The organism is Hungatella sp., from assembly GCF_046966825.1.
The window spans coordinates 17835-39174 of record NZ_JBKVCZ010000060.1 but is presented as its reverse complement, the minus strand read 5'-3'; the positions used below and the strand labels follow the sequence as shown (position 1 = coordinate 39174).

Below are 21340 nucleotides of genomic sequence, written 5' to 3'. Positions count from 1 at the left end.
GCCTCCTGGGGCTTATGAGGTGATTGGAGGGGCAGAAGGACGGGGATTCTGCCATTTTCCGGTGGAACATGGCGGCAGCGAATACCGATGGTGCCTGGAGCCGTACTGGCAGCAGGACAGCCGCGAAATGATTCCGCAGGGAGAATTAAAAAATGACTGTTTCTTAGCTTCCTTAAACGGCGTGTGGAAATTCGCCATGGATCCGCTGGAAACAGGGGAAGAGGAGAAATGGTATCTTCCCGGCAGGCATACCTTTGACCAGAGAATCCGGATCCCCGGTTCCTGGCAGTCTCTGCGGGCCTTTGGGGAAGAATTTCTGGCTGATGACAATTCTCTGCATCAGGCCTCTTCGCTTCGGTGTAACTGGAGAGAACAGGGACGGACAGCCTGGATGCAGACGGAGATTTCCGTGGAAAAGGAAACGAGGGTTCAGCTGGTATTGGGAGCTGTATCGGGAGTTGCGAAGATATGGCTGGATGAGAAGGAAATTGGCTGTACGGTGGACTTTTATGCGCCCTGCCGTATCCGCCTGGGGCGGCTTAAGGCAGGCAGAAGGTATACACTGACCATGGAGGTTCTGTATCCGTTTGAAGGGGATCAATGCTGCTTTGGAAAGCAGGGATTCTGGTTTACGGACAGCCCCGGAATCTGGCAGAATGTCTGGCTGGAGGAAGAGAAGGAAGTCAGGATCAGCGAAATTCTGGTGGATGATTACCGGAAAGAGGATGACGGAATCCGTTTTGGCGGAAGAATAGAAGCCGAGGGGAATCCGGAGACCATGTCGGAGGTGAGCGTGGATTCCGGAACTCTTAAGTGGGACACAGAGAAAGATACTGTATACCGCCTGGATTTCCTTTACCGCGCTCCGGAGGGGCACGCGGAGGCAGTACTCGAGTTTGGAGAGACACGGCTTTCCGTGGATTTCGATGCGACATACGGCGAGGCGTATGACTGCATGACTGTCTATGTAAGGGACTGTGGGCGGACAGAAGAGGCTCAGTTTAAAACGGAAACAGGATATCTGGAGATTCTTCGTGTTATGGCCGGACCGGTTGATTTTATTTGCCGTATAGAAATGAATCTTGAAATGGCGGGAGAAGACGTAAGGATCGAAGTGCTGGAGCCTTTAACGATTAATAGCCGCGGTATACCGGAGGCTGCATTTCAAATCTTTGGAAAAGGGCTTATGCAGTGGGAACCCGGAGCACCGAACCGGTATGTACTCTCCGCGTCGGTTGGTGGGGAGAGCGGCTCTGGGGGAACGTATGAACGCTGGGTTTCCTTTCGCAGGGTAGGGCAGAAGACGGTCAAGGACGGGACTGCGTATGTGACAGTGAACGGAAATCCGGTCTATCTCCGCGGCGTTCTGGACCAGGGGTATAATCCCTGGGGGATCTATACGTATCCTTCTTTGACAGGAGAGGGACCGGGAAGTGTTTCCTTCGATGTAAAGGCGGCCGGTGAATGCGGATACAACATGATCCGGATGCACATCAAGGACAATGAGCCGGAATGGTACGCCGCCTGTGACCGGGAGGGAGTTCTGGTATGGGACGAGGTTCCTTCCTGTTTCTATGGGACGTGGAAGGATCCGTTGTGGCGCGGGCTGCATCTGCGGCGGCTGAAGGCTATGGCCAGGAAGCAGAACTATCATTCCAGTGTGGTTCTGTGCTCTGTATTTAATGAATCATGGGGAATTCTCGGGGATCACGAGCGAAGCCCGTGGGATAACGATGAGGCTCAGAACTGGATTCGTACTTCGGCACAGACATATAGACGGCTGGCGCCAGGAATTCTGGTGGTGGATAATTCGGGGTATGGAAAGACGGGAGAGACGGATATTCTGGACTATCACAGCTATCCAACCGAATTTGCGGATGCGATGGATTTCTTTGAGCGGCTGGATAAACAGAATTACCCGGGATCGGCGTTTAACTGCTATAACGAGGAAAACCGGCAATTGATGAAGGATGACGGTGGCTGATCTTCTTCAGAGAAATTGCAGGAACCCGTTGAAGGATACGGTATTTACAGGAAAGGTCTGTCAGAAAGGGCAGCCGGTCATCATCAGTGAGTTTGTACACACCAATGAGATTGAGCGTCTGGTCCGCATCTGCCGGTTTGCGGGATACGTGCGGATGAATCTGACCTCTCAGGAGAATGAGGACACCAGTCCGTTTACCTCTCTGCGTGTCAGAAGAGATTTCGGCCTGATGCATCGGGATATGACGCCGACGGGATACGAGCAGGCCAATCAGGCGGACTTTATCTTTCTGGCGAGGCCCTGGCTGACCGGGGTGAAAACGGGAGAGGTGGTAAAGGGGCCGGTTTACGCCGGGATCAGAGGAAGGAAACCGGGAGACCGTGATATTCGGGTGCACTGGAGCCTGGCTGGTGTCGATTTTCTGGGGCAGTGGAACCGGGAGCTGGACGGCGGTGAGGTTAATATGAGCATTCCGTGGCTGGAAACAGGAAAACCGGGTGAAATTGAAGTGAGGATACCGGAGGGAATCAAGGGGGCCTGGCTGTTTGCCTGGATCACAGACCGCGGCGCCACTCTGTGTGAGCACGATGTACAGTTTGAAGTTGAGACGGAAGAAGAGACAGGACCAGAGGCATTTTACTGGAATCCGGAGAACACGGACAGAGAAGTATTTTCTGGCTTTACCGGCAGGGGAAGCATGGAGAAACGCCGCATATGGTGGGCGGCTGGTAGCGGCCGTGCTTCCTGGCATATTCCGGTGCCGAAGGGATACTGTGGAAATAAGATACTGCGGCTTGAGCTTTCCTCCTGCGAATGTCTGGAAGGAACGAGGCTGACGGATGAGAGGAAGTATCCGTCGAAAGTTCGGATTTACGTACAGGGAGAGCTGTGCGGGGAACTGGTAATTCCGGATCAGCCCTGGGATAAGAGGGCTCTGTTTTCCAACGCGGGGGCGGCGGAAGACGGGATTGTCTCGTACCGCCGGACGGGGACGTATGGTTATGGCTTCCGGTATGATATACCGGTGGAAGTGGAAGAAAACACGGTAGTGTCGATAGAGACGGATGACGGCGGATGCATCATCTATGGAAACCGGATGGGCCGGTATGGGTGTGATCCCATGTTTTTGGACGGGGAAAATGAGATAGAGGAGAATCACAATGATTGACAGAGAAAAAATGGCCAGCCCAAGGCCGGACTTTTACCGGAGGGGCTGGAAGAGCCTGAATGGAGCCTGGAAATTTGCATTTGACGATAAAAACATCGGTATACGGGAAGGCTGGCAGAACGGCCATGCCTATGAGCGGGAAATTACGGTGCCTTTCTGCTACCAGAGCCGGAAAAGCGGTATCGGGGAAACGGAAGGCCACCCATGTCTGTGGTATGAGCGGGATTTTTCATGGGAAGAGCAGGCGGAGGATGCCAGACTCTGGCTGAATTTCGGGGCTGTGGATTATGAAGCGGTTGTGTGGATCAATGGCCGGTGGGCAGGAAGCCATAGGGGCGGACACACGCCGTTTTCCGTGGAAATGACACCGTTTGTAAGCCGGACGGACAAAACGGCGAGAGTTACAGTTATGTGCCGTGACAGCTATGATACAGCCCAGCCCCGGGGAAAACAGCACTGGAATATCGAGACAGACCGCTGCTGGTATACGGCGACCAGCGGAATATGGCAGAATGTCTGGATGGAGATTACGGGACCGCGCCGTATGGAACATGTCCGGCTGACTCCGCTGCCGGATCAGGGTGAGGTGAGAGTGAAAATCAGCTTTGCGGAACCTGATGTCTGCGGAGAGGTGCGATGGAAATTAAAGTTTGAAGGCGGAGAAATTGGAACGGGCTCCGTGGCGGTAAAGGGAAAGCGTCCTGAATTTATTATAGCCGTGCGTCAGGAAGATCCCATCGACAATACCGTTCATCTCTGGAGTCCGGAAAAGCCGGTGCTTTATGATCTGGAGCTTGAATATCTGGAAGGGGCATCTGCCTGTGACCGGGTGGAGACGTATTTTGGGATGCGTACCATCGAGGTAAAGGAGAATCACGTTTTACTTAACCACTTTCCTCTGTACCAGCGCCTGGTTCTCGACCAGGGATACTGGCCGGACAGCCTCATGACACCGCCGGATGGCGAGGCACTGCTTAAGGATCTGGAGATGGTCCGCGCCATGGGCTTTAACGGCGTGCGGAAGCACCAGAAAATCGAGGATCCGGTTTTCCTGTATCTGGCGGACCATATGGGAATTCTCGTGTGGGAGGAGATGCCGTCCAATTATGAGTTCTGCCAGGAAGGCATGGACGCGCTGCTGCATGAGTATGGAGAGGTGATTGCGAGAGACTGCAATCATCCCTGCATCATTACGTGGGTTCCGTTCAATGAGAGCTGGGGAATCAGAAATGTCCTGTTCGATCGGGAACAGCAGCATTTTGCGGAGACCTTCTACCACTATACGAAGGCCCTGGATCCATACCGGCTCGTCAGCACGAATGATGGGTGGGAAGCTGTGAAGGCTGATTTTGTGGGGATTCATGATTATGAGAGCGACGGAGAAGTCCTGGCAGAGAAGTTCCGCGACATGGAAGCACTGATGGGATGGACTGCGGTTGGAAAAATGGTGTTGAGTGAAGGCCGCAGCTATGGCGGTGAGCCGGTATTTCTGTCGGAGTTCGGCGGGATCGCCATGGAAGATGGGAAGAAGGAATCCTGGGGATATAACGAGAAGGCGGCAGGGCCGGAAGCATTTGCGGCGCGCTTGTCGAAACTGACCGGCGCGGTGAACCGGATCGGAGGTCTGGCGGGTTTCTGCTATACCCAGCTGACTGACGTGGAACAGGAGACGAACGGACTGCTGTATGCGGACAGGACGCCGAAGATGGAGGTGGACAGGATTGCGGCTTGTATGACTGGGGAAGACGGAGGGGGTAGAGAAGAGAAGCCTTTTTAATGTGGTCTCAAAGCTGCCGCTAGATTAAATGTTTTGGCTTCCTTGTGCAGCGCATTGTTTCGCGTGGCTGTCTCCGATGTCTTCTGCTGCTTTAGCCAAATAAAAAACAAAGGGTAAAATTACTGTTTTTTACTCTTTGTTTTTTATTTTTCTATATTCGCTATTCTATCTTTCTCATTTCTTTGGTTTGCGATTTCCTCCAACTCTCCATAGAGAAACAATAATTTCACACAATATTCTGCAGCATCCGCCACAACGTGGTTCTGCTGATTCCCAGCCGTTTGGCGGCCTGGCTCTGGTTGCCTTTTTCTTCGGAGAGAACGTGGCGCACGATATCCAGATTTATTTCTTCCAGGGGCCGGTTTAAATCGAGAGGAATGCCGTCGCCTGAGAGGATGGTGGGCTGTTCTCTGAGCAGAAGTCTGGAAACGGAGGCGGCTCTGATATAGGACGTATCTGTTATGGCAAACAGCTCCGTCATGATTCGTTTGAACTGATTATAATTGCCGGGCCAGCCGTATTCTTTTAAAAGGGAGACAGCTTCCGGTTCCAGACCGACGATTTCCCGGGCCAGCTGCATATTTAAATTACTGATATATAAGTTGGCAAGATCCGGGATCTCGTCTTTGTTAGCCCGGAGCGGCCGGAGGGTGAAGGACAGGCAGTTAAAGTGATTCATGAGAAGCTGGGAATTCTGATTCAGCTCCTCGCCTTCCCGTGTGGTACAGGAAAAGATCATGTGGTTCTGCCGGTGCAGATTCAAATCCCGAATAATGGAAAACAGCTCTTTAAACTGCTGGTCAGACAGAAACTCCAGCTCGCGGATATAGATGGTGGTATCCGTATCGCTGAATGGAGAGTTGGTGTGCCCGGTAAGAAACTGCCAGCTCTTATCCGTAATACGGGAACAGTCGATAATCGCCATTGGCTTATTTTGAGATTTGCTCTGGGAATAGATAAAAGCAGCCATCTCCTCTTTCCCCGTACCGTCTTCCCCGAGAATCATGACGGGAGCACCGGTCTGATTCATCTGATCCAGAGAAGGTGTATAGGTTCCGGACGGGTTGGTGAGGCCGTAGAAGCTGGAATAAAACTGTTCCAGAGCCTGGCTCCTGTCGATATAGCGAACTCCATTTTTGATGAGAGACAGAGGGACTTTCCGGGTGTTGACGTAATAGACAACGTAAGTCTGCTTGTAAATCAGTTTTCTCACTCCCTTGATGGCAACCAGCAGATCGCCTTCATCTCTATAAAATTTCTTGCTGTTCTCGGAAAGAATCTCCGACACATAGTTTTTCATGGCGGTCATCACGGCCGGTGAAAAATTATGTTCTTTTGAGGTATAGATCAGCTCCTCCTTTTCACTGTAGACAAACACATAATACGGATAATCCTCCAGAAGCGTCCGGAAAAATTCTGCTTTGGAGATCAGGGCCTGGTATGTTCCGGCTGTCTTGACGGCCTGATCGAATGCCGCCTCGATACTTTCCGAACCGGAAGTAAAGAGGATCGAGCGCATCCCCAGTCTCTGGGCATGGGAATTCGTCACAACATCACATAAAACCATGCGGTATCCGGCTGTAGTCAGACGGGTGAGCGTATCCTGGACTTCCTCCGGATTATGGATGGTGTAGATGTCAATGGTATACTGCAATAAATCACATAGAAAACGGGCATTTTTGGTGATTCCGGGGAAGCCGACGATTGCATAGCGGTCGTTGTTGTTTTCCGCCAGTTTGATGGCGCGGAGAATATCGTATACGGAAAGCTGAATCTCCACTACGGGAATCGGGGAAATGGAAGAAATCATTTCGGCGGTGCCGCCCCGGGATAAGATAACATCGTAATCCTGAAAGGTGTGCCTGGAAGCAATCTCGGCCCCGGCCTCCAGATCGCCGACGTACACAGTCAGATCGATATCATCCCGCTGTCCGGCCAGACGCATCATCAGCGCTTTCATACCCTCATACGGTGCGATTCCCAGTATCTTTGTTTTTTTATCCATTAAAAACCCCTGCCTTTCCCCAAAATGAAGCGTTTTTATTTAAAGTGTTTCTATTTAAAACAAATATAGCATAGCAAATGATAAAAAACAATATATAACTATAATGTTTCAAAATAAAACAATATTTCTTGAAAAAATGGCGGTATAATTCTTGAATATTCCGGTTTTAATTGGTATTATTAAACAAACAAAGGAAAACGATAGAAACTGTAGAATATGAAATGTTTAAAAATGAAACAATAATAGGTGGGTAGACAAAATGATAAAACTTCTTGTAATTGCAGACGATTTTACAGGAGCCCTTGATACCGGAGTGCAGTTTGCCGGGAAAGGAATGACGACGAAAGTCCTGAATTATTTTCCTGAGGACGAGGAGACACTGAAACGGCTACAGGCGGAAGTGCTGGTGATCGATGCACAGACAAGACATCTGGAGGGCCAGGAAGCGTACCGGAAGGTTTTCGATGTGGTGAAGAGAGCGGGAGATGCGGGAGTTCCTTATATTTATAAGAAAACGGATTCCGGACTCAGAGGAAACATCGGAAAAGAACTGGAGGCAGCACTCCTGGCCAGCGGAGAACAGTATCTTACGTTTATCCCGGCGCTGCCGGCCATGGACCGGATCACAGTCGGAGGAGTCCATTATGTGGAAGGGGTACCTATTCACGAGAGCGTATTCGGACGCGATCCTTTTGAACCGGTGGTATCGCCCAGCGTGGAAGCGTTGTTTTGCGATGTATCAGTAAAAACAGTATCGTATCAGGAAAGCGAACACTACGAGAGAGGCAGGGGGAAGGAGATTGGAATCTTCGACGCGTCGAGTGAAGCGCAGATAAAAAAGATCACAGAGGATTTGATGAAACAGAAGTGTCTGGGCGTCATGGCTGGCTGCGCCGGTTTTGCATCGGTGCTGGGTGATTTCCTGAAACTGGAAATACGTGAGGTGGAAATTCCTGCTATAACAGATAGGATGATCATTATCTGCGGCAGCATCAATGAAATTACAAAGAGACAGATTGAATATGCGGAACAGAATGGAATGAAGCGGATTACCATGACTCCGGTCCAGCAGTTTACTCCAGGATACTTAAGCTCTGAGGAAGGAAAGAGATGGCTGTACGGTCTGAAGCAGGATTGTGAATCAGGAATCACCTGTGTGATCGAAACGGGGATTTCCGACACGAAAAAGGTGACGGAATACCGGAGGGAAAACCACATTCCGCTGGAGGAAGCGCGGGTGACCATCTCAAAGACTCTGGGAGAGATCTTGAAGCAGCTTCTGGAAATGGGGCTGGACGCCACCTTCATGATTATTGGCGGAGACACGCTGGCGGGATTTATCACCGGGATGCGCTGCGGCGAGATCACCATTTACCAGGAACTGGAGCAGGGAACGGTCCTGTCCTCGATACGGACGGAAGGAAAAGAGCAGTGGATCATCTCGAAGTCGGGTGGTTTTGGGGATCGGAAGCTTTTAATGGAAGTGGAACAGCTGGTGAAACACAGTATTTTAGGGGGAGGAAGAAAAAATGCCGGATCAATATTCAATTACAATGCCGGGAGCTGTCTACAGCGGCCGGGGAGCGCTCCGTAAGATCAGAGAAATTACGGAAGGCAGATTTAAGAAAGCAGCCCTGTTTACAGATCAGGGAGTGGAACAGGCCGGTCTGTTAAAGATTCCGCTGGAAATTTTAAATGAGGCCGGGGTAGAGACAGTGGTGATCACAGATCTGCCCGCCGAACCGAATTGTGACGAGGCGGAGCAGGTAATGGAACGCTTTCGCCGGATCGGCGCCGATATCATCGTGGCCGCAGGCGGAGGAAGCGTCATGGATGTGGCAAAACTGGCTTCCATTACGGGCGATGGTTCTCTGACAGTCAGACAGCTGCTGGAAGATCCGGGGAGGGGAAGAAAGTGTGTTCCAACGCTTATGATTCCGACGACAGCGGGAACCGGTTCTGAGGCTACGATGAACAGCATTGTGGCGGTGCCGGAAAAGCAGTTGAAGGTCGGTATCGTGAACCCGGAGATGATCCCGGATTACGTGATTCTGGATGGCAGCCTTTTAAAGAATCTTCCCAGGAAGATCGCTGCAGCTACGGGAGTCGACGCAATGGCGCACGCGGTGGAATGCTTTACTTCGAATAAAGCGAACCCTTTCAGCAACCTGTTTGCGAAGGAGGCCGCAAAACTGATTTTTGATAATATCGAGGCGGCGTGTGATAATCCGGAGGCGGAAGAAGCGAAGACAAATATGTTAATTGCCGCATTTTACGCGGGCGCTGCGATTTCCTCCTCAGGGACCACCGCGGTACATGCCCTGTCCTATCCGCTGGGAGGAAAGTATCATATCCCACACGGCGTTTCCAATGCCATGCTGCTGCTCCCGGTTATGCGGTTTAACAAATCAGCTTGTCTGAAGGAATTGGCAGAACTGTATGATACGGTTGTTGGAAAAGAGCTGCAGATAACAGACGAGGAAAAGGCGGACAGGCTTCTGGAACGCATGGAGGAGATTATCCGGCGGCTGGAAATACCGTCCTCTCTGTCGGCATTTGGGATTGGAACAGACGCCCTGGAAGAGCTGGTGAATGCCGGAATGGACGTGAAACGGCTGCTGAATAATAATAAGAGAGAGATAACACACGAGGATGCCCGCAGACTGTATTTAGAAGTAATGCATGGATAGAATGGGCGCGGCAGACTCGATACGAGAGAGGGGGAAATTTGATGACTGTCCTGAAAGGTATTATTCCTCCCATCATCACTCCGATGAATGAGGATGAATCCATCAATGAGCCGGAACTGAGACGGCAGGTGAACCGCCTGATCGAGGCGGGGGTACACGGACTGTTTCCGTTCGGAACAAACGGAGAAGGCTACATATTGACTGAAAAGGAAAAGGAGCGGGTTCTGTCCATTGTAATAGAGGAAACGGACGGACGGGTTCCCGTCTATGCGGGAAGCGGATGCATCGGAACGAAGGATACGATCCGGATGTGCCGGATGGCGGAGTCGCTGGGGGCGGATGTCCTGTCTGTGATCACGCCGTGGTTTGCCAAAGCGTCCGATGAGGAGCTGTATGAACATTACTGCGCGGTGGCAAAGGCTGTAAAAATTCCGGTGGTCCTCTATAACATTCCGGCAAGAACAGGCAACAGCCTTTCTCCGGCGCTGGTAGAGCGGCTGTCCAAGGTTGACAACATTGCGGGAGCCAAGGATTCCAGCGGCAACTTTGACAATATGCTCCAGTATCTGGAGCGAACGAGGGGGAAGGACTTCACGGTGCTTTCCGGCAACGATTCCCTGATATACTGGAACCTGCTTGCAGGTGGCGGCGGTGGCATCGCAGGATGTGCCAATGTCTATCCGGGGACGATGACGGCGATCTATGAGCGGTTCATGCAGGGAGATTTAGAGGGAGCAAGAGAGGCTCAGGACTCCATTCGTTCCTTCCGGGATTGCTTCAAATACGGAAATCCCAATACAATCGTAAAAACCGCGGTTGCAATGCTGGGGTATCCCGTCGGTAAATGCCGCGCACCGTTTGACCGAATCTCCCCGGAGGGACTGGAGGCTATAAGGCGTGTGATCGATGAAAACCGGGAAGCTGGAATGGAGTAGAAAGGAACGAAACTATGAGACCATTAATTGGCATAACACTCGGTGATCCGGCTGGAATCGGTCCGGAGATAACAGTGAAAGCACTGGCGGATCACCCGGTCAGTGAAAAATGCCGCCCTTTGGTGATTGGAGATGTCCGTGTCTTGAAGAATGCGGCACAGATAGTCGGCAGAAGCTCGATCCGGATCAATGGAATTGAAAATCCGTCTGAAGGAGAGTACCGTCCCGGCTGTATCGATGTCATAGACATGAAGAACGTGGATCCGGAGACGCTGGCCGTCGGCAAGGTGTCCGCCGTGGCGGGGGAAGCTGCCTTTCAGTATGTAAAAAAGGCCATCGGGCTGGCTATGGCCGGGGAGGTGGATGCGACCGTTACGAATGCTCTGAATAAGGAAGCGCTTAATCTGGCGGGACGTCACTATTCCGGACATACGGAAATCTATGCGGAGTTCACCGGTACCGAAAAATATACGATGATGCTTGCACATAAAAATCTGCGGGTGGTACATGTGTCCACCCATGTAGCCTTGAGAGAGGCGTGTGACCGCGTGAAAAAAGACCGGATTATAGAGGTGATCCGGATTGCGGAACAGGCGTGTAAGGACATGGGAATCGGGAATCCGCGCATTGGGGTCGCGGGCCTTAATCCCCACTGCGGTGAGAATGGATTGTTTGGAAGAGAAGAGATCGAAGAGATTATTCCGGCGGTTGAGGAAGCGAGAGCGGAAGGCATCTATGCTGAGGGCCCGATACCGGCCGACACCATATTTTCAAAAGCCCGGGGGGGCTGGTACGATGTGGTAGTTGCCATGTATCACGATCAGGGCCACATTCCACTCAAGGTCGTCGGATTTGTATACAATCAGGAAGAACAGAAATGGGACGCGGTGGAAGGGGTGAATATCACTCTGGGACTTCCGATTATTAGGACCAGCGTGGACCATGGAACGGCCTTTGATCAGGCCGGGACCGGAACTGCAAATGAACTTAGCCTGTTGAATGCAATCGATTATGCAGTGAGATTTGCGGAAGGCAGGCGAAAAAGTGCATCAACAACATTATTATCCCAGGAGGAACGAGAATGAGAAGGAAAATGGTATCTGTAATTTTGACTGTCGCAATGATGGGAACTATGCTGGCTGGCTGCGGAAGCAAAGCGGCGGAACAGCAGGGGAGTACAGCAAACACGGGGGGAGAATCAGTAGCTGAAAAATCAAATGACGGAAAGGACACAGCCGGCGGTGACAACAGCTATACCATGTTTATGCGAAATACCTATGTAGACTGGATCAAAGAACTCAAATGGTATGACGCGGCAGAAGCAAATACGGGAATTCATGTAGAATATGTGGAAGGACCTGATGACTTTAATGACGTGTATGCGGAGGTTGATCAGAGAATTATTTCCAAAACTCTTCCGGATGCGGTGATGACCAAGCTGGTACAGACCAATGTGTATGGACCGCAGGGGGCATTTGTGGATCTTGCTCCTTACATAAAAAAATATGCGCCTAATTTGCAGAAGTATATCGATGACAACCCGGATTACGAAGCTCTGGTCACAGATGAGAACGGAGCAATCTATGGACTTGTAAAGGAATCCCCGATTTTTACGGATTATCTGGCTTACCGTGCCGATCACCTCGAAAAAGCGGGCATTGATGTGAATTCGATTAAGACAGTTCAAGATTTTACAGAAGCCATGCGAACACTGAAAGCACATTATGGAAAGGACAACCCGAACTACTATCCTCTGGAGGGCAGAGAAAATCCTATCCGTTTTGCTGCATGGTTCGGCTGCCCCAGCAATATTTCATCGGAAGAATCTAACGGAATATATGTAGGTCATCAGAAGGACGGTTCGTTGGATATTATGGATGACAGGGCATATACCATGGTAGAGACTATGAAAACCTGGTATGATGAAGGGCTGATCAATCCGGAGTTTGCTGCCAATACCCGTACGGAGGGTGATTGGGAAGCTGCAATGATCAACGGAAATGGAACCTTTGAATACGACTATTACAACAGAGCCGAATGGTTTATGGCAAACGGCGGCGTAGATGCGGATCCAGATTATCAGATGGGTGTTATGAACATGTTCCAGGATGAAAATGGAAAGGTATTAAAAGGGACCAGCAGCTGTAAATATAATGAAGAATGTGTTACGGCTGTCAATGCTCAGTGCAGTGAAGAAAAAATCAAAACAATTCTTACCTTTATTGATTATTTTTACAGTGAGGAAGGCATTACCTTAGCGAATTATGGAGTAGAAGGGGAAAGCTTCGAAACAGAAGGCGACGGTTCCAAAAAGTTTATCGTTGATTATGCTAAGGAAGAGGCAACTCCGGAAGGAGAGAAGAGATGGTCTTTCTTAAGCGACAGATTTACCGTTTGCAAGCCGGTTGATAATGAAGCATTCTTTGCATGGAATTCTCCTTTGATTGCAGAAGCGGCCCAGAGGATTAATACGGAAGAAAATATGATGGAGTCCTACAATATCAAATATACAGCAGAACAGACAGAGGAATTATCCAATCTGGTAGCAACGGTCTTTGATGCTGAAATTGCCGGTATCGTATCTTTTGTCACAGGAAATAAGGAATTCAACGCAGATACATGGAAAGCCTTCCAGGATGAGATGAACAGTCTTGGACTGTCCAGGATTGAAGAGATTCAGTTGGACGCTTATCGGGCAACCTTCGATAATTAAGTTTGGAAAGGAGATCAGGATGGCTGGAAAGAAAAAAGGAGGGGCGGCTTTGCCGCCCCGGCGGAAAAAGGGGAGTTTATCACAGAGGTTTGTAAAGGATATCAGGAGAAACTGGATTTTATATCTGCTGCTGCTTCCCGGCCTTCTGAGTCTTATCCTGTTTAAAATAGGGCCTGTTGGAGGTATGGTGATCGCCTTTGAAAAGTTTAGTGCTTTCCAGGGGATATTAGGTAGTAAGTGGGTAGGGCTGGATAATTTTAAGAGAATTTTCACAGATCCCTATATTCCCAAAGTTTTTATGAACACCATTATACTGGCTGTACTGACAATTGTAGTTGTGTTTCCAATTCCGATTATTTTCTCTCTGTTTCTTAATGAAATCAGGCAGAAATGGGTTCGGTCCACGGTGCAGTCGCTGAGCTTTCTTCCTTACTTTATCTCAGCGGCAGTTATGGTCAGTATCCTCTATACGATCCTTTCTCCAAGCTCAGGAATTGTGAACAACATCATCAGGAGTCTGGGGGGAAGCTCCGTTAATTTTATGGCCAAGCCAGGCTGGTTCCGGCCGCTGTACGTGATCCTGGAAATATGGCAGACATTCGGTTACTCTGCAATTATTTATATTGCGGCTATGATGAATATCGATCCTTCTTTATATGAGGCAGCAGAAGTGGACGGCGCGAACCGGTGGGACAAAATGTTACGAATTACGCTGCCCTGTATCTCTACTTCCATTATAGTCATGCTGATCATCAGCGTAGGAAACATTTTCACGGTTAATCTGGATCGTATTCTTTTGATGTATAACAGCAGCGTATATGATACAGCTGATGTTATTCAGACCTATGTATATAGAATCGCCTTTGAATCCAAGGGATTCCCGGACTACAGCTACGGAACGGCAGTGAACATATTAAAATCTGTAATCGCATTTGTCATGGTTAGTTTCGTGAATAAAATGGCGGATAGATTTGCTGAGACAAGACTATTTTAGGAAAGGAGAAATGGAGCATGAAAAGAAAAAAAGTGCAGGTATTTGATATTATTAATAATATAATCCTGCTGCTGGTAGCAGTGATCTGTATCTATCCTTTCCTGTATGTCTTTTTTGTAGCATGTAGCAACGGAACGTATCTTCAGAGGGGAGAGGTCAGCTTTCTCCCGAAGGGATTTAATTTAGAAGCCTTTAAGTATATCATGGGAAGCACAAAGTTCCATGTATGGACCGGGCTTAGAAATTCATTTCTGTATACTTTTGGAGGAACGATTGTTGCGATACTGACAACCTATGTGACCGCATACGCACTCTCCAGACCCAGGCTGAAAGGCAGATATTTCCTGATGGGAGCCTTCATCGTTACATGGGTCTTTGATGCCGGTATTATCCCGCAGTATATTATTTATAATAAACTGGGATTTATCGATAACCCGTGGGTCATGATTATTCCGGGTGCCATTAACACGCAGTTCCTGATTATAACAAAGACCTTTATTGAAGGGATTCCGGGAGAGCTGGAGGAGGCTGCTGTGGTAGATGGGGCCAATGACTGGACGATTCTCACCAGGCTGTATTTTCCTCTGTCGAAGACAATTATGGCAACCATAGGAACCTTTTATGCGGTATCTATTTGGAATCAATATCTGATTCCCCAGATTTATCTGAAAACAGATAATTTTAAGGTGATTCAGCAGGTGTTAAAAGAGGTAGTAATCGCGGATGCAGGAACGAGTACGGCATTTAAAAACGTTATTTTAAATGGAGTGACGTTAAATCAGCAGAATTTGAAGGCTGCGGCCATATTTGTATCGATGCTGCCAATCGTAATGGTATATCCGTTTGTTCAGAAATACTTTAAAAAGGGTATTATGATTGGGGCAGTAAAAGGTTAAAACTATAAAATAGAACCACAGGTAAAGGATAAAGAGCCTGCGGGGGTTGAGAGTGAGGATTGGGTTATGAGAGAATATGTGGAGCTGAACTGTTTAGAAGAGGATGGCAGACTGTATCACAATAATCTGCTGGATACGATAGAGGCGCTGATTCCCAACCAGTTTGACAGTGTGCATGCGGCAGATCTTCTGGAATTGCCTGACGGTGATTTGCTGGCCTGCTGGTTTGCAGGGAGTGATGAAGGAAATGCGGACATCAGCATTGCCGTGTCACGGTTAAAGGCAGGAGAAAGCAGATGGAGTGTGGGCGAGATCGTTTCGGATGATCCGTCCCGGTCAGAGCAGAATCCTTCTCTTTTTTTAACACCTGGCGGAGAAATCTGGTTGATGTATACGGCACAGACTTCCCGGACACCCGATGACAATCCGAATTTTAATCTGCAGTATACGGCCGAAATACGGAGAAAAATATCTAAGGACAACGGCTATACCTGGGGGCCTACGGAGACCATGTTTTCCCGGCCGGGTTCCTTCTGCCGTCAGAAAATACAGATTTTATCTAATGGAAGATGGGTGTTTGGAAACTGGATCTGTTTTCCGGATGAGTCGAGAAACGGCAGTGATATCACTGTGGTGCAGATTTCAGATGATGAGGGAAAGACATGGCGGGAGACAGAGATTCCAGACAGTGCCGGCCGTGTACATGCTAATCTGATGGAAGTGGCTCCCGGGAAATTGACAGCTTTATTCAGAAGCCGTTTTGCGGATCACATCTATATTGCATACAGTGAAGACTATGGGGATACATGGACGAGTCCGGTGCCAACCTGCCTGCCCAATAACAATTCTTCCATTTCTTCAATAAAATTACAGAGCGGCAGTCTGGCTCTTATTTACAATCCGGTTAAATTCAACGATGATACAGCTAAGACGGTCTGGCCGAATCAGCGTTGTCCGGTTACCTTTGCCATCTCAGATGACGGCGGAAAGACATGGCCTTATAAACGTATCATTGAGCTGGGAGAAGGGTTCGTCGGTGAATTTAATGATATCAATAACCGCCGATATGAGTATCCCGTTATGATGCAGTCAAAAGACGGAAAAATTCATGCGGCCTACAGCTTTGGAAACCGCAGATGTGTCAAATATGTGTGCGTGGATGAAACGTGGATCCGGGGAGAGAAAATGCTTCCGGGTGCAGAAGGCGATCCCGGAATGCCCTGCCAGAGGTAAAGAAACGTAAGAAAACGAACCTGATAAGTTCTTATAATTGACTTTTAGAACCTAAACGCATATAATTAAGGTAGAAAAGGAGGTGCAAAAGATGGCACAGGCTACGTTTAGTGTTCGTATGGACGAAGAATTGAAGAGGCAGTTTGACTCTTTATGCGCAGATTTTGGCATGAATGCAACTACGGCTTTTAATGTATTTGCACGTGCGGTAGTGCGTGAACGCAAGATTCCGTTTGAAATTGTATCTCCGAAACAGGATATTACAAGGAACGACGGAATGAAGGCTTTTATGGCGCTTAGAGAAGAGGCAAAAGTCAATGGAATACAGGACTTATCTTTAGAGGAAATCAATGCTGAAATTAACCAGGCAAGAAGCGGGGAGGATCATGAATGATTTGCTATGCAGTGATTGATACGAATGTGCTGGTTTCTGCATTGCTTTCCAGTCATAATGATGCCGCGACGGTACAGGTGGTTAGCCGGGTGTTTTCTGGAGAAATCATACCGATGTTCAGCGCGGAGATTTTGGCAGAATATCGTGAGGTACTGCATAGAAAGAAATTTCTTTTTTCAGAAGATTTGATTTCTGTACTGCTGGATACCTTTGACAAATATGGAATCTGTATTGAACCGGCATCGAGCGGGGAGATATTACCGGACAGGAAGGATCTGCCTTTTTATGAAGTGGTACTGGAAATGCAGGAAGAAGATGCCTATCTTGTTACAGGGAATATAAAACATTTTCCTATAAAACCGTTTATTGTGACAGCAAATCAGATGCTGGCTATTTTGGACGAAAAAAGATAACACGGTATAAAAGAATAAGCATTTACCCTTTAAGCTATTTTTAAGCTTTGGGTAAGTGCTTTTTCATTTTTTTAGTAAACTGATAGATTATAAATTACTCTTCGTAGACATCATCGGCACATTCACCCGCATCGCATTCTCATTATAAAAGGTCTTATAATCGGACGGCGACATGCTGCAGAAGCGGTGGAAGACGCGGTTGAACTGGGAAAAGCTGGAGAAACCGGTCTTTTCCGCGATGTCGGTGATCTTTAAGCTGGTGTTTAGCAGCAGATACTGGGCGTTTTTGACGCGGGTCTGCTGGATGTACTGCACGACGGTGAAGCCGGTCACCAGCTTGAACTGGTGGGACAGGTAGAAGGAGCTGATAAAGAATTTGTCGGCCAGGTACGCCAGTGAGAGATCCTCGTTATAGTGCGTCTGTATGTAGTTGGTGATGGTATATATTTTCTCTTTGATGCTTCTCTCGGAATTGTATTCATAGAGATTTTCGTTCCGCATCTGGTAGAGTGTGAACAAAAATTCTGTGAATTTGTTGTTTATCATCATATTTCTGATGGCGGAATCTTCTACGGTGTGGCTTAGTTCCGTAAGCTGGTTGATGAGCTGGAACAGCGTTTTCTGGCGCTCTAAGTCAAAACGGAAAATCGGGACCGGATCATTGAAGATAGACAGAATTCTGTCATATCCTTCCGGGTGGAGCAGCAGATGCTTGGGAACCATGAAATTGATGATGATGCGGTCGCTGGGAGGACCCGGTAAGTACTCCGTCTGATGCAGGATGGCCGGAGCCAGCAGGACGATATCATTGTTTATGATGGAGTAAGGTTTTCCTGCGATAAAATGATACGCCTTCGGACTTAAGAGAATCATGATCTCGTAAAACATGTGCATATGCGGGAAAGACATGTTCACAGAGTAGGAACGCGCATCGTAATCAAAATAGTAGCAGATGGAATTTTCCACCGGGGTTTTCAGTTCATTGATGATGATTGAAAACCCCTTTTCGTAGTTTAAGACGGAATCAGGGTATGGTTTCATCATAAAATTTCTCCTTTACTTTAGCGCTGCATTTTAATCGCGCAATTCAAAACTAACTCTATTTTACTATAAATCGGGAAAAAAAGCAAAATACGTAATATAAAAATGATAAAAAGAGCAAGAAGGGAATAGATATTGCCCTGTATTTTCTATATACTCTACTATGAAATAGAGAATAAGACAGATCGAAAAGCGGGAGGATATGGATAAATAAATGAAGACGTGGAAAAAAGCGGTTCCATTTTTGTGTTTTGCGGTTCTGATGTTCGGGCTGGGTTCCAGCGATTCGCTCAGAGGCATATTCGCCCCTGTGTTTCAGAACCGGTATACGCTCAGCGATACCCAGCTGTCCCTGATTGTTACCATCAGCTATGTGGGAAACCTGTTGTTTCTGAGTCTGGGCGGAAAGCTTCTGGATACGTTCGGGCGGAAAACGGTGGTACTGTCGGTGACGGCAATCTGGGTGCTGTCCATGCTGTTAAACGTGGTGTCTGACAGCTATATCTGCATTCTGATCTCCATGTTTTTTGCGCTGGGAGCATCGACACTGTTAAATACCACAGTAAATATTTTAACGCCGGTGGTTTTCAGCGGATATGCGGGTCTGATGGTGAATATTTTCTTCTTTATCCAGGGAATAGGAACCAGCGGCAGCCAGTTTGTGCTGGGACGGTATGGGCTCAGCTATCCCGGATTTAAAGGCGTAAGCTTCCTTCTGCTTCTGATCGGAGCGGCCGCAGGCTTCCTCCTTATTTTAATTCCGTTGGGTGAAGAGAGGCGGCCGGAACACCTGCAATCCGAAGTCAAAACGGAAGCCCCCGTCACGCAGGCAAATCCTAAACCGGCAGTTTTCATTCTCCTGTGCACCATGATAGGCTTTTACTTCATCGGGGAGCACGGAATCATGAACTGGCTCTTCTCGTACTGTATTCAGGCGTTCCAGCTTCCAAGCGGTAAAGCCTCGGTTTACCTATCCCTGTTCTGGGGCGGCATGACTGTTGGACGGCTGATCTTTGCGCCGGTGGTCCAAAGACAAGGAACGGTGAAAAGTATCCGGATCTTTGGAACAGTGGGAACCCTGCTGTTCTGTGCAGGGATTTTGACCGGGGAAAATGGAATTCTGCTTCTAAGCATATCCGGTCTGGCGATTTCCGTGCTCTACCCAACCATGGTGCTGCTGATTCAGCAGATTTATCCGGCCGGGGTAGTGGCGACCAGAACAGGCGCGATTATCAGCGTGGCGACGGTTGCGGATATTGTGTTCAACCTGTTCTTCGGGATGATCACGGGGGCGATCGGATACCGGTTAAGCTTTATGATACTGCCGGCCTGTATGGTCGGATTTAATATCTGTTACATGGCACTGCAAAAATATATTTGGAGGAATGTGGAATGAAACGTTATATAAAACACCTGATGAAGGGCGCGGAGATCAGAACCGATAACTTTTTAAGAAGCCAGGATAAGAATCCGGAGAGCATCCAGTATGGCGGGATGCACGGTGATGTGGCGGAGGCGAAGACGACCATCTACCATATGGCTACGGCGCTGTCTGTCTATTTTAAGGAGGACAGCAGATTTTACCGGAACGAAGCACTGTTTGACGCGATCGATCTGGCCTGCGGCTTTGTCCGGAGAATGCAGCGGGAAAATGGATCCTTCGATTATCCTACCTGCAACTTCCAGTCCGCCGCCGATACTTCCTTCTGCTTTAAGAGGCTGATCCTGGGGTACCGTCTGTTAGACAAATACGGAACCGGCGGAGACAAGACAGAGGTTCTGAAGAGAAAATATCTGGTTATCATGCAGGATGCGTTAAAGGCGATCCGTGACGGTGGATTCCACACGCCGAATCACAGATGGGGCATAACCGCGGCGCTTTTGCAGGGAGCTAACTTATTCGCAGAGGACGAGGCGTTCGCAGACAGCCTGAGAAAACGGGCGGCCCAGTATCTGGCCGAGGGAGTCGATGAGGATGAGGACGGCGAGTATGCCGAGCGTTCCACCGGTAATTACAATGCCGTTGTCAATAACGCCATGTTTGCCATTGGACAGGAGACCGGCGAGGAGCTTTATTACGACTACGCAAGAAAAAATCTGAAGATGATGCTTCTCTATATCGACCCGGACGATACCATTTTCACACAGAACTCGTCCCGTCAGGATAAGGGAAGGGCCGAATATGCGGACAAGTACTTTTACCAGTACCTATACGCGGCATGCCTGGGGGACGACGGAGTCTTCGATGGTGCGGCGCATAAGATCGTGAAGGATAATATGGAACGCGGGGATATCGCGCCGGACTGCTTCCCGGTGATTATGACACACGATGAGATGATGAAGCATGAATTTACGGAATACGGATTTGCGGAATCCTACCGGAAATACTTCAGACACTCGGGCGTTCTCCGGGTGAAAAAAGAGGAGTATACCTACACGGTTCTGAATGGAAAGAGTTCCTTCCTGTTTTTTAAGACGGGGAGTACGGCTGTTTGTGTGAAGATTGGCGAGAGCTGCTGCGAGAAGCGGAATTTCGTCCCGAAGACGATGGAAGTGAACGAGCAGGGCTGCGTGCTGAGCGAGGCGTTTGACTCCTGGTACTATCTTCCCTTTGACGAGCCTCAGAATACCTCCGACTGGTGGGAGATGGACCAGACGAAGAGGAAGAAGCTGCTTCCGGAAAGGCTGTACACGAGGCTGGAGATCCGGGAGCTTCCCGAGGGGCTGGAACTTCATTTAAAGGCAGATGGCTTAAAGGGGCTTCCTCTCCGGTTGGAGATCTGCATACCCGCGGGGACAACGGTTGAAAATGAACATTTTTATATGAAGACAGAGGCAGGAAGCGGCATGATTCTGCGGGATGGCTGTTTACAGGTGAAGGACAGCGACAGAGAGCTTGTCATGGGGCCGGGATTTGGAAGTCATGAGTTCAAAGGACATTATTCCGGGGAAGAGGTCAACGACTCCGGATTTACGGTGTACTGCAATGAGTATACACCACTGGAGAAAGTATTTAAAATTTGTGTAAAACATTCATAACAGTCGCTTTGAGCAAGATATGCAATACTTTTACTCTATTTCTAACAATAATTGCATA

General features: G+C 48.8%; 17 protein-coding genes. 15 read left to right on the top strand and 2 right to left on the bottom strand.

Annotated elements, in window-relative coordinates; genetic code table 11:
- The 3 genes from ACLTD4_RS18255 to ACLTD4_RS18245 all read left to right on the top strand — a co-directional run.
- Nucleotides 1-1984 (top strand): sugar-binding domain-containing protein (locus ACLTD4_RS18255; RefSeq protein ID WP_412331461.1); only part of this gene is annotated, 1984 nt, incomplete at its 5' end.
- A gap of 28 nt (nucleotides 1985-2012) precedes the next feature.
- On the top strand, nucleotides 2013-3152 hold the full coding sequence (locus ACLTD4_RS18250; RefSeq protein ID WP_412331460.1) for a hypothetical protein: 1140 nt from the start codon (nucleotides 2013-2015) through the stop codon (nucleotides 3150-3152).
- On the top strand, nucleotides 3145-4929 hold the full coding sequence (locus tag ACLTD4_RS18245; RefSeq protein WP_117620905.1) for a glycoside hydrolase family 2 protein: 1785 nt from the start codon (nucleotides 3145-3147) through the stop codon (nucleotides 4927-4929). Before ACLTD4_RS18250 ends, ACLTD4_RS18245 begins: the two co-directional genes overlap by 8 nt.
- Before the next feature lie 226 nt (nucleotides 4930-5155).
- Here the strand turns inward: ACLTD4_RS18245 and ACLTD4_RS18240 are convergent, their stop codons facing one another.
- Nucleotides 5156-6934 (bottom strand): sigma-54-dependent transcriptional regulator, encoded by a 1779-nt coding sequence (locus tag ACLTD4_RS18240; RefSeq protein ID WP_117620904.1) that lies wholly within the window; start codon nucleotides 6932-6934, stop codon nucleotides 5156-5158.
- Between the two features lie 259 nt (nucleotides 6935-7193).
- Between ACLTD4_RS18240 and ACLTD4_RS18235 the strand changes: the two genes are divergently transcribed.
- From ACLTD4_RS18235 to ACLTD4_RS18190, 10 genes are all read left to right on the top strand, one after another.
- Nucleotides 7194-8528 carry a four-carbon acid sugar kinase family protein gene (locus ACLTD4_RS18235; RefSeq protein ID WP_117620903.1) on the top strand — a complete coding sequence of 445 codons (1335 nt, stop codon included), beginning with the start codon at nucleotides 7194-7196 and terminating at the stop codon, nucleotides 8526-8528.
- Nucleotides 8464-9624, top strand: coding sequence for an iron-containing alcohol dehydrogenase (locus ACLTD4_RS18230; protein ID WP_117620902.1), 1161 nt, complete (start codon nucleotides 8464-8466; stop codon nucleotides 9622-9624). Before ACLTD4_RS18235 ends, ACLTD4_RS18230 begins: the two co-directional genes overlap by 65 nt.
- A 41-nt stretch (nucleotides 9625-9665) precedes the next feature.
- On the top strand, nucleotides 9666-10559 hold the full coding sequence (gene dapA, locus ACLTD4_RS18225; protein WP_055656259.1) for a 4-hydroxy-tetrahydrodipicolinate synthase: 894 nt from the start codon (nucleotides 9666-9668) through the stop codon (nucleotides 10557-10559).
- Nucleotides 10560-10573: 14 nt separating this feature from the next.
- Nucleotides 10574-11644 carry a 4-hydroxythreonine-4-phosphate dehydrogenase PdxA gene (pdxA, locus tag ACLTD4_RS18220; protein WP_055656257.1) on the top strand — a complete coding sequence of 357 codons (1071 nt, stop codon included), beginning with the start codon at nucleotides 10574-10576 and terminating at the stop codon, nucleotides 11642-11644.
- A complete protein-coding gene (locus ACLTD4_RS18215; RefSeq protein WP_117620901.1) occupies nucleotides 11641-13272 on the top strand; it encodes a hypothetical protein in 1632 nt (543 codons plus the stop codon). Before pdxA ends, ACLTD4_RS18215 begins: the two co-directional genes overlap by 4 nt.
- Before the next feature lie 19 nt (nucleotides 13273-13291).
- A complete protein-coding gene (locus ACLTD4_RS18210; protein WP_002600886.1) occupies nucleotides 13292-14266 on the top strand; it encodes an ABC transporter permease in 975 nt (324 codons plus the stop codon).
- 17 nt (nucleotides 14267-14283) lie between these two features.
- Entirely contained in the window at nucleotides 14284-15162 is an 879-nt protein-coding gene (locus ACLTD4_RS18205) for a carbohydrate ABC transporter permease (RefSeq protein WP_055656253.1), read from the top strand.
- A 66-nt stretch (nucleotides 15163-15228) separates the two neighbouring features.
- Nucleotides 15229-16395: a sialidase family protein gene (locus tag ACLTD4_RS18200; protein WP_055656251.1), complete on the top strand. Its 1167-nt coding sequence runs from the start codon at nucleotides 15229-15231 to the stop codon at nucleotides 16393-16395.
- A 91-nt stretch (nucleotides 16396-16486) separates the two neighbouring features.
- A complete protein-coding gene (locus tag ACLTD4_RS18195; protein WP_055656249.1) occupies nucleotides 16487-16789 on the top strand; it encodes a type II toxin-antitoxin system RelB/DinJ family antitoxin in 303 nt (100 codons plus the stop codon).
- A complete protein-coding gene (locus ACLTD4_RS18190; protein ID WP_055656247.1) occupies nucleotides 16786-17202 on the top strand; it encodes a putative toxin-antitoxin system toxin component, PIN family in 417 nt (138 codons plus the stop codon). Before ACLTD4_RS18195 ends, ACLTD4_RS18190 begins: the two co-directional genes overlap by 4 nt.
- Nucleotides 17203-17289: 87 nt before the next feature.
- Here ACLTD4_RS18190 and ACLTD4_RS18185 read toward each other — a convergent pair whose 3' ends face one another.
- Nucleotides 17290-18246 (bottom strand): helix-turn-helix domain-containing protein, encoded by a 957-nt coding sequence (locus ACLTD4_RS18185; protein ID WP_117620898.1) that lies wholly within the window; start codon nucleotides 18244-18246, stop codon nucleotides 17290-17292.
- A gap of 211 nt (nucleotides 18247-18457) precedes the next feature.
- Between ACLTD4_RS18185 and ACLTD4_RS18180 the strand changes: the two genes are divergently transcribed.
- Both ACLTD4_RS18180 and ACLTD4_RS18175 read left to right on the top strand, forming a co-directional pair.
- Nucleotides 18458-19639, top strand: a complete 1182-nt coding sequence (locus ACLTD4_RS18180; protein WP_117620897.1) for an MFS transporter — start codon at nucleotides 18458-18460, stop codon at nucleotides 19637-19639.
- Complete coding sequence (locus tag ACLTD4_RS18175) at nucleotides 19636-21282, top strand: hypothetical protein (RefSeq protein WP_117620896.1); 1647 nt, start codon at nucleotides 19636-19638, stop codon at nucleotides 21280-21282. Before ACLTD4_RS18180 ends, ACLTD4_RS18175 begins: the two co-directional genes overlap by 4 nt.
- Nucleotides 21283-21340: the final 58 nt, after the last annotated feature.